At 69.0% G+C, this 8972-nt stretch carries 7 protein-coding genes and 1 pseudogene; 5 read left to right on the top strand and 3 right to left on the bottom strand.

The genetic code is table 11. The features are described from left to right. Nucleotides 1-143 precede the first annotated feature (143 nt). Entirely contained in the window at nt 144-1232 is a 1089-nt protein-coding gene (locus tag ACFXGX_RS07195) for a phosphatidylinositol-specific phospholipase C domain-containing protein (RefSeq protein WP_384785870.1), read from the bottom strand. Between the two features lie 266 nt (nt 1233-1498). Further along, entirely contained in the window at nt 1499-1903 is a 405-nt protein-coding gene (locus tag ACFXGX_RS07190; RefSeq protein ID WP_384785867.1) for a Rieske (2Fe-2S) protein, read from the bottom strand. Between ACFXGX_RS07190 and ACFXGX_RS07185 the strand changes: the two genes are divergently transcribed. The 3 genes from ACFXGX_RS07185 to ACFXGX_RS07175 all read left to right on the top strand — a co-directional run bounded on the left by ACFXGX_RS07185 (nt 1865) and on the right by ACFXGX_RS07175 (nt 4304). Continuing rightward, complete coding sequence (locus ACFXGX_RS07185; protein WP_384786175.1) at nt 1865-2029, top strand: hypothetical protein; 165 nt, start codon at nt 1865-1867, stop codon at nt 2027-2029. The two genes, ACFXGX_RS07190 and ACFXGX_RS07185, sit on opposite strands and share 39 nt — an antisense overlap. Nucleotides 2030-2377: 348 nt before the next feature. Next, entirely contained in the window at nt 2378-3742 is a 1365-nt protein-coding gene (locus ACFXGX_RS07180; protein WP_384785864.1) for a hypothetical protein, read from the top strand. Nucleotides 3743-3866: 124 nt separating this feature from the next. Next, nucleotides 3867-4304: a VOC family protein gene (locus ACFXGX_RS07175; protein ID WP_266309316.1), complete on the top strand. Its 438-nt coding sequence runs from the start codon at nt 3867-3869 to the stop codon at nt 4302-4304. A gap of 49 nt (nt 4305-4353) precedes the next feature. Here ACFXGX_RS07175 and ACFXGX_RS07170 read toward each other — a convergent pair whose 3' ends face one another. Continuing rightward, nucleotides 4354-5544, bottom strand: coding sequence for an IS110 family transposase (locus tag ACFXGX_RS07170; protein WP_384785859.1), 1191 nt, complete (start codon nt 5542-5544; stop codon nt 4354-4356). 707 nt (nt 5545-6251) lie between these two features. Between ACFXGX_RS07170 and ACFXGX_RS07165 the strand changes: the two genes are divergently transcribed. Beyond that, entirely contained in the window at nt 6252-8228 is a 1977-nt protein-coding gene (locus tag ACFXGX_RS07165) for a lamin tail domain-containing protein (protein WP_384785856.1), read from the top strand. Between the two features lie 105 nt (nt 8229-8333). Next, nucleotides 8334-8962 (top strand): annotated as a pseudogene (locus tag ACFXGX_RS07160) (nucleotidyltransferase domain-containing protein); the annotation flags it as partial. Between the last annotated feature and the right edge of the window lie 10 nt (nt 8963-8972).

Raw genomic sequence — 8972 nt, 5'->3', positions numbered from 1 at the left:
GGGGCCCTAGTGTCCGGCGGGGGCCGGGGGTTGTGGTGTGTGCCGGCGGGGGGGGCCGGGGGGGGGGGTCGCGGGCCGGCGGGCCCCCCCGGTGGGTTGAACGGAGGAGCGATTCAGTGGCAGTACCGCGAAACAGCCCTGGCTCAGCCGCGGGGCAGGACCAGTGACTGCACGTCCGGCAGGCCTCGCCAGTCGTTCGACGCGACCGTGGCGTGCGCCTTGGCCAGCAGGGCGACCCGGGCCGACGCGTCGGACGCCGACGGGCTGACGTCGTCGAGAGCCGGCGACACATTCTGCGAGTCCGTCATGAACAGCAGGTAGTGGTTGGTGTCGTACCAACTCGTGTCGATGCCGTTGTTGATGTAACCGGCCGCGTCACCGTCGAACGACACGAACCAGGGTCGCAGCGTCGTGTCGGAGTAGCGGGTGCGCGGGTCGCCCGAGGCGGCGTTGTGCACCGAGGGGAAGATGTTCGCCTGCGCGGTGGTCCCCGCGGTGTGCAGGTTGCGCAGGTACGTCGCGTACTCCTTGTCCGTCCACAGGGTGTCGGTCGGGTTGTTCTCCTCGACAGTGCCGGGGATGATCTCCAGCAGCACCTTGCCCGCCAACTGCGCCCGGGTCGGCCAGTTCCCGGCCTTGGCGGCCTCGTCCAGGGTGGCGTACTGGCCACCGCCGGGCTTGTTCAGCAGGTCGTTCGGCTTGTAGACCAGGCTGCCCAGGTGCGCGGTGATCGACTTGTCCAGCTTGGCGGGGCTCATCCCGAGGTTGGCCTGCAAGCCGGCCTTCATCTCCAGCTTGATGATCAGCGGTCCGTGGCCGGGATGCGCGCCGAGCCACACCCGGACGTCGTCCAGGCAGGTCTCCAGGTCCTTGTTGGCGCCGCCGGTGTAGAGGTCGGCGGCCGAGGAGGCGTTGACGCAGTTGTTGCTGTTGCTGGTCAGGCTGCTGTGACTGACCTTCCACTCCTGCGTGAAGAAGTCGTCCCAGACGTCCAGCTCGATCATCGAGGTACCCGTGTCGAGACCCTGCGCGAGGTAGGCGAACGAGCCGGGGTCGTACGTGTTGTGGATTCCGGACGTGGTGCTGCCGGACAACTGCAGCGAGTCCGTGTCGGCGGCCGAGGCGGTGGAGCCTCCGACTCCGCCGGCGCCGAACGCCAGCGACAGACTCAGCACGCCGAGCAGTCCGGCACGCAGTGCGAGTGGGCGGAGCGCGTGTCTACGGCGGTTCATCGAACCGGTCAAGGTTCCTCCATCGTGGGGGTGACTCTCCGTCTGGACGGTGACGGCCATGTATGAATCGACGGAGACATGACACGTAACGCGATCGAGAATCCCGCTGTCAGCTACGAATCCGGCCGATCTTCGCTCACCGCCGACTGACGCCCACGGCCGGTGCGTTCACGTTCCTGATGGCGTCGCCGTGTGCCGCCCGCCTCACGGCGGCGACAGGGCGGCCCTCAACTGTCCGCTAGGAGCTTGACGTTGTCGTCGCGGATCTATATCACGCGGCTGGGCAGGCCTGTTGTGGCCGGACCGTCGAGCACCGAGCCGTCCGCGAATCCGAAAGTGCCGCCGTGGCAGGAACATCCGATCTCACCGTTTCGGATCGTGCTGACCGGGCAGCCCGCGTGCGTGCAGAACGCCCGGAACGAGCCTGGTTCCAACTGGGTGACGACGACCCTCTCTTGCGCGAAGGTCCGGCCGCCGCCGACCGGGATCTCCGCCGTTCTGGCGATCGCCTCCCGGGCCGGGGTGTCTTCGGCGCGCTCCGCGGTGGCGCTCGTGCCGGTCGTGGGGGTGACAGACGGGGTCGTGCCGTTCGTGCCCGCGGGCGGTGAACCAGGTGAAGTCCGGTCACCGGCATGACCGTCGGTGGGATTCCCCTCCAGGTTCGAGGCCATCCCGTCGCGCAGCTCTGCGATGGGAGTCAGGTGCCGCTCACCGGTGCGTACGGCTTCCGGAGCGACGTCGAGTCGCGTGTGGACCGGATCGCGCCGCGGCTCAACACGCCGGCCGACCAGGCCTGACTGTCGGGACGCGCGTACCCGCGTAGGTCCACCGCGCCGATCCGGTGCAGCAGCCCTCCCAGCAGGTGACTTGGGCTGTCCCGTTGCCTTCGAGGTGGCAGGTGGCAGGTCTTTGACGTGCGAGGCTGTCAGTTGGCATCGGAATGGCGTCCGGTGGGGTTTTCAGGGGCGTTGCCCTTCGCGCAAGCGGGGCTCTCGCGGCTGGTGGAGTGCTGGTGGAGGGGCTGGGCTGCGAGTGCGGTGGACGTCGACGAAACGCGGCGGCGTAGCTCGGTTGTGCTTGGCCGGCGAGTTTGCGGGCTCTCCTCGGCGGGCCGGCGGGCCGGCGGGCCGGCGGTCTGATGCGGAATGGGGGACAGAAGCGTGGACGGGACGGAGTTCGACAGTCGGCTGAGGTCGGCGGTTCGGGCGGGGGACGCTGAGGCGGTGCGGGATCTGCTGGACAGGGGCGCGGACCCGGACGCGGTGGACGCGGGCGGGTTGCCGGTGCTGTGCGGGGCCGTGGCGGCTTGCGACGCGCCGGTGGCCGAGGCGTTGGTGGAGGGCGGTGCGGATGCCGACCGGGTGTTGCCGGACGGGACCACTCCGCTGTGGCGCGCCGTCGACGGTGGCTCTCCGGCGCTCTTCTCGGCGGTGCTGGGCAAGGAGCCCCGGTTGCGGCTTTCGGAAGCCGCCCGTGAACGGCTGCTCGCCTTGGCCCGGGACTGGTACGAGAGGGGCGCGGTCGAGGAACTGCGGCGCAGGACGGGCGCGCAGGGTCCGGCCGCGACGGTTCGCGTTCAGGACGGCGAGTACGACTGGGTCGATCTGGTCTCACTCGGCGGCCTGACCGTACGAGCCGGCCATGGGGCCATCCTGACGTCGCTGGAGTGGGCCTTCCGCATCCTGACCCCCGTCGACGAACTGATCGCCCGTGCCGTCGGCCGGTATGACGAGGACCATGTGAACTGGTCGACGGTCTGCTGGATCCTCACCGAGCGCCGCAGCCTTGAGACCTGGTCGGCCGTGGTGGCCCATCGCCACGACCGTGACCCGGCGCATCGCCGGTTCGTGGTGGATTACCTGCGGATGCGGGGGTTCCTCGATACCAGCCCCTACTACGAGAATAAGGAGGGCGAACTCCTGGGCGCCTGGGCGGCCGAGGAAACGGACGGCGAGATACTCGCGAAGGTGCTCCACGCCTTCACCGGCCGCGACCATCCGGGCCAGGAAGCCATCGGTCTGCGCTACTGCGACCATCCCGACCCGCGCGTACGCCGCGAAGTGCCGTACGCCCTCTCCACGGACGACGTTCCCCGCACCCCGCCGGCCAGGGCCGCCCTGCTCACCCTCATGCGCGACCCGGACGCCGAGGTGCGGCTCAGAGCGTGTACGGCGAGCATGCGAGACGACGCCCTCCTCCCGGAGATCACCCGAGCGCTGCTCCTGCTGACCGAGGACCCGGATGCCGGCCCACGGGGTGCGGCCGTGGCGGCACTGGCCGGCTCCCGGGACCGTACGCCCGCAGTCGCCGACGCCCTGGCAGGACTGCTCGACGAGGACGACCAACTCGTGCGTCTGGAAGCCGCCTACGGCCTCGCCCTGCGCGACGACCCGCGCACCGCCGAGGCCATCGAGCGGGTGGGGCCTCTCGGTGACGGCTTCGAGCACGACCACCGGGCCGACGAGCTCTGGAGGTGGCGGTGGCGGAAGGAGAACGCGGCTGCCGAGTGACGGCCGGTCAGCGCGAGCACCGATTCCTAATGCCGTTCGTCAAGCCGCGGCGCACGCTTGAGGTAGCGGGCAGGATGTGTCGGAGGTGCGCGGTACAGTCCGTTCATCCGACTGGGGAGGGCTCATGGCGACCAAGTGGAGCTTGACGATCGACTGCGCGTACCCGGCGAAACTGGCCGCGTTCTGGGCGCTGGCGTTGGGCTACGAGGAGAAGCCCGCGCCCGCAGGGTTCGGGAGCTGGGAGGAGTGGTTCTCGCATCATGAGGTTCCGGAGGACGAGTGGGATGACGGGGCGTACCTCTCAGATCCGGACGGCGTGGGCCCCACCTTGTCCTTCCTGAAGGTGCCGGAGCCAAAGGTGGCGAAGAACCGGCTGCATATCGACGTGCAAGTTGGTGGCGGCCGTGAAACCCCGTGGGAGGTGCGCTGGCCGCGCGTGGTCGAGGCGGTGGAGCGGTTGACCGCTGCGGGCGCGACCGTGGTCCGCGAGGACGAGTTGCAGGGCAGGCCGGATCACGTGGTGATGGCAGACCCGGAAGGTAACGAGTTTTGCCTGGTCTGACGGGGTCGGGTCAGGCCAACTGGCCGCGCGCAGCGTGTCGCGTCCCTGCCTATGCGGCAGCCCTTGCCGGCGGAGCCGGCTCGTAGCGCCGTCCGTCGCGCAGAAGGGCCCAGAGGACGTTGACGCGGCGGCGAGCGAGAGCCAGGACGACCTGGGTATGACGCCTACCCTCGGCACGTTTGCGATCGTAGAACCGCCGGGATTCCTCGCACGTTCGGATGCTGAACAAGGCGGAGGTGTAGAAGACGCGTTGGAGTCTGCGGTTGTATCGCTGGGGGCGCCGTAGATTGCCGCTGATCTTCCCGGAATCTCGTGGTGCTGGGGCGACGCCTCCGAAGCCGGCGAGGCGGTCGGGAGTGCCGAAGACGCTCATGTCGCCGCCGGTGGCGGCCAGGAACTCGGCACCGAGGATGATGCCCAGGCCGGGCATGCTGGTGATTACTTCGAAGTGGTGGTGCTCGCGAAACCGGGCCTCGATGAGCTTGTCGATCTCGGCGACTCGCTGGTTGAGGCCCATCACCTCCGCCGCCAGCGTATGCACCATCCGGGCGGTCAGTCCCTCGCCCGGCAGGCTGGTGTGCTGGCGCTCGGCCGCTTCAAAGGCGACCTCGGCCAGCTGGTCGGCGCGGAGGACCTTGCGGTTGCGCAGCCACGTCTCCAGCCTCTTGCGGCCGATCCGGCGGAGGGCGGCCGGCGTTTGGTAGCCGGACAGCAAGACGAGGGCGCCGACGTTGGTGACGTCGAGCGCACGCTCCAGACCGGGGAAGATGCCGGTGAGTTGAGCACGGAGCCGGTTGACGGTGCGGGTGCGGTCGGCGACCAGGTCCATGCGACGGCCGGTGAGAATCTTGAGGTCGGTGACCGTCTCGTCGCCAGCCCGTAAGGGGTGAAGGTCGCGGCGGATACGAGTCTGATCGGCGATGACGGCGGCGTCTTTGGCGTCAGTCTTGCCTTCGCCGCGGTAGCCCTCGGAGGCCCGGTGGATGGCCCGGCCGGAGAGGTAAAGACCGGCTGGCCGTGATTGAGGAGGAGCGTGATGGCGAGGGCGGCTCCGCCGTCGGCCAGATCGATGCCCCCAGGTCACCGTCTCGCCCAGGGCCAGGACGTCGGCGAGGAGTTGGAGAAGTTCGGGTTCGTCGTTGGCGACGCGCCGGGACAGCAGCCGACGGCCGCTCTCGTCGATCGCGACGCAGTGGTGATGGGTCTTGCCTGCGTCGATGCCGGCCCAGATCCTGGCCATGGTGCCTCCGTGCGGTGGGGTGTGCTGGTGCCTCCCGACGGACGACCTCGCTGTCGATTCCCTACGGAGCGATCATTCGCAATTCCTAATTGGCAGCCGAGTCGTCGTGGGGCATCGGGCGGCCAATCGATGGAAGCCACAGACGGCAGAACCTTGAAAGCCACACCCGACGCCCCTGGGTGGGCCAACCATACGAAGGGCTCGCCCGGTCCCGCAGAACAACGTAGGGAACCTTGACCGGTAGAGGCATCGCCGATGCCGCAGGGCAGCCGTCGCACCATCCGGCGATCGGTCACGTTCGACAGCGGTTCGCAGGCCTTGAGGGAGCAGATCATTCCGGCCCTGGGCGAGAGCGTGGCCCTCGAACGCCGGCTTCGCGCCGCGCGGCCGAAGGGCGGCTCTCGACGCCTGATCCGGGCCCTGACCGACCAGGCCTTCGGACACTTGGCCGTCGGTGCGAACTCGACGGCGGGTGGGAGCCTCCGCGAAGCTCATGACCTGTCCGCGGCCGCCGGGTGCGAACCGAACCGACCCGCCTTACGTCTTCCAATCCGCGGGACGAACGGGGTTGTTGGGACGCGGCGAGATCAGAGAGCACGATGCCAGGTCGACCAGCGGCGCCGAACGTCTGACGTTCCGGTGGCCAGAAGTTGCCGTTCAGCCGGAGTACACGCCGTTTCAAGATCGTCTAGCCAGAGTTCCCCCTCGTGCCTACCTCACCTTCGCGTGCCGGCGTCGCCTCTGTGTGCGCCGTGTCCCTGACGCTCTCCGGACTTCTCGTCACCGGATTGCTGGCCGCTCAGCCGGCGGCCGCCGCCGACCCGGTCGGCTATCAGAACGTTCGGATCAACGAAGTCACCTCATCGAACAACGACACGGTGGAGCTGTACAACTCCGGCTCGACCGCGGTGAGCATCAGCGGCTGGAAGATGTCCGACGACAGCTTCTCGCAGCAGTCGTTCAGCCCGTCCGCCGCCTCCATCCCGGCCGGTGGCTTCGTCACCTTCAACTCGCCCAAGGGGCTGGGCGATTCGGACAAGCTGGTGATCTACACGTCCGGCGGCACGGTGGTCGACCGCGTCGAGTGGGCGACCGGCAAGGCGAAGCCGGCGATGGCGCGTTGCGGCGGCGACGGCACCGGAGCCTGGGTGACCGCGACCTCGGCGGCCACCTTCGGCACCGCGAACGCCTCGGGCTGCCCCTCGTCGATCCCGGCGGCGAGCCGGGTACGGATCAATGAGGTCACCTCGGACGGCTCCGACACCGTGGAGCTGTACAACGGCGGAACGAGCGCGGTCAGCGTCGGCTCGTGGAAGTACGTCGACGCCGACACCTCCCACTCCGCGGTGACGATCTCGTCCTCCTCGCCGAGCGCGAGCAGCATCCCCGCCGGTGGCTACGTCACGTTCAACTCCACCATCGGCCTGGGCGACAACGACTCGGTCTTCCTCGTCGACAGCAGTGGCAACACCATCGACTCGGTGACCTGGACCACCAACGCCGCCAAGCCGTCGGACGAGCGCTGCGCCAATGGCACCGGCTGGTTCCAGACCGCCGCGACCGCGACGCTCGGCAGCGCGAACTCCTGCTCGGGCGGCTCGGGTGGCGGAGGCGGTTTGCCGACCGGCCAACTCCTGGGCGGGGGCGGCTCGCTCACCAGTGGGTGCGCGCCCGAGGCGCCTTCCGGTACGGGTTCCACCCCGACGGGCACCGCGGCATGGCCGGGCGGGCTGGACGTCACGATCGTGGACAACGTCTGCGCGTTCACCACGTCCACCGGCCCGGAAGGCCGGGATGTGAGCGGCCTGGCGTTCGACCCGGCGAACCCGTCCGTGCTGTGGGCCGCCAAGAACAAGAACTGGCTGTACAAGCTGGTCAAGAGCAACGGCAAGTGGATCCCGGACGCGACCTGGAGTGCGACCGGCAAGCAGATCCGCTTCGCGAGCGGCTCCGGCGAGCCGGACTCCGAGGGCCTGACCGTCGGCAGCAACGGCCACCTCTACGTGACGTCCGAGCGCGACAACACCAACAACACGGTTCCCAAGGACACGATCCTGGAGTTCGACCCGGCCGCGACCGGATCGACGCTGACGCCGGTCCACCAGTGGGACATGACCTCGCAGTTCCCGCAGCTCAACACCGGTAGCAAGGACGACGCCAACCTCGGTTTCGAGGGCGTCGGCTACGTGCCCGACAGTTGGCTGACCGCGAACGGCTGGGTCAACCCGCTCACCGGCGCCGCCTACAACCCGGCGAACTACCCGCTGCACGGTTCGGGTCTGTTCTTCGCCGGCCTGGAGTGGGACGGCTCGCTGCACGTCTACGGCCTGAACTCCGACGGTACGTTCACCACGTTCGGCACGATCGCCACGGGCAAGGCCTCCGTGATGGACGTGACGTACGACGCCGGCACCCAGCGCCTCGTCGCGACCTGCGACAACACCTGCGGTGAGACCCACACCTTCATGAAGGTCAACGCCTCCGGCGCGATCGTGCCGGACGTGACCTACACGAACCCGGCCGTCATGCCGGCCGACAACCTGGAGGGCTTCGCGCTCGCCCCGACGTCGACCTGCGTCAGCGGCTTCCGCGAGGCGGTCTGGAGCGACGACGGCATCTACGGCTTCGGCTCCGGAACCTCCTCCTACGGACACGCCCTCTACAGCGGCACCTTCCCCTGCTGATCGTGCCGAACGCCGGGAGGCGGCTCCTTCACGGGGCCGCCTCCCGCACTCATGTCCGGTTCCAGCGGGAACGATCGCAGTGGGCGGCCCCCGTAGCTTGTGGGGATGAACGACTCCTTGCCGCGTGGCGGCGTAGTACTCGAAGAGGACGAACTGGTTGCCCGGTGGACGGTGCCTGGCGGCCCGAACAGGTCGCGGAGCGACTGGATGCCGTCTCCGCCCCCTGGTGCGTCGCGGCGGGATGGGCGCTGGACCTCTTCCGCGGCGAGCAGTCACGACCGCACGGGGACCTGGAGATCGCGGCGCCCGCGGCAGGGTTCCAGGAGATCCGGGACCGCTTCCCCGGGTACGCGTGTGACGCTGTGGGTTCGGGACGGATCTGGGCCGGGGCGGGAGCCGAGGCTCTGGCCGCCACGCACCAGACGTGGGTCCGGGACCCGGTGAACGGTCAGTTCCTGTTCGACGTCTTCCGCGAGCCGCACGACGGTGGGACGTGGATCTGCCGACGGGACGAGAGCCTGCGGCTGCTGTACGACAGGGTCATCGAGCGGACGGTGGACGGTATTCCCTACCTGGTACCGGAGTTGGTACTGCTCTTCAAGGCGAAGGCGTCGCGCCCCAAGGACCAGGCGGACTTCGACGGCATCCTGTCACTACTGGGCCGCGTGCGGCGGGCCCGTCTGAGCGGGTGGCTGGAGCGGATCCACCCTGGGCATCCGTGGCTGGCGGAGCTGACCGGCGCGT

This window comes from Streptomyces sp. NPDC059371 (assembly GCF_042751995.1).
Taxonomy (GTDB): Bacteria; Actinomycetota; Actinomycetes; order Streptomycetales; family Streptomycetaceae; genus Streptomyces.
This window is presented reverse-complemented; position numbering and strand designations above follow the sequence as displayed.

Excerpts from the sequence above, each read along its gene's own strand:
- ACFXGX_RS07195 (WP_384785870.1), bottom strand. The coding sequence starts at position 1,232 with ATGAACCGCCGTAGACACGCGCTCCGCCCACTCGCACTGCGTGCCGGA.
- ACFXGX_RS07185 (WP_384786175.1), top strand. The coding sequence starts at position 1,865 with ATGACCGTCGGTGGGATTCCCCTCCAGGTTCGAGGCCATCCCGTCGCG.
- ACFXGX_RS07190 (WP_384785867.1), bottom strand. The coding sequence starts at position 1,903 with ATGGCCTCGAACCTGGAGGGGAATCCCACCGACGGTCATGCCGGTGAC.
- ACFXGX_RS07180 (WP_384785864.1), top strand. The coding sequence starts at position 2,378 with ATGGGGGACAGAAGCGTGGACGGGACGGAGTTCGACAGTCGGCTGAGG.
- ACFXGX_RS07175 (WP_266309316.1), top strand. The coding sequence starts at position 3,867 with ATGGCGACCAAGTGGAGCTTGACGATCGACTGCGCGTACCCGGCGAAA.
- ACFXGX_RS07170 (WP_384785859.1), bottom strand. The coding sequence starts at position 5,544 with ATGGCCAGGATCTGGGCCGGCATCGACGCAGGCAAGACCCATCACCAC.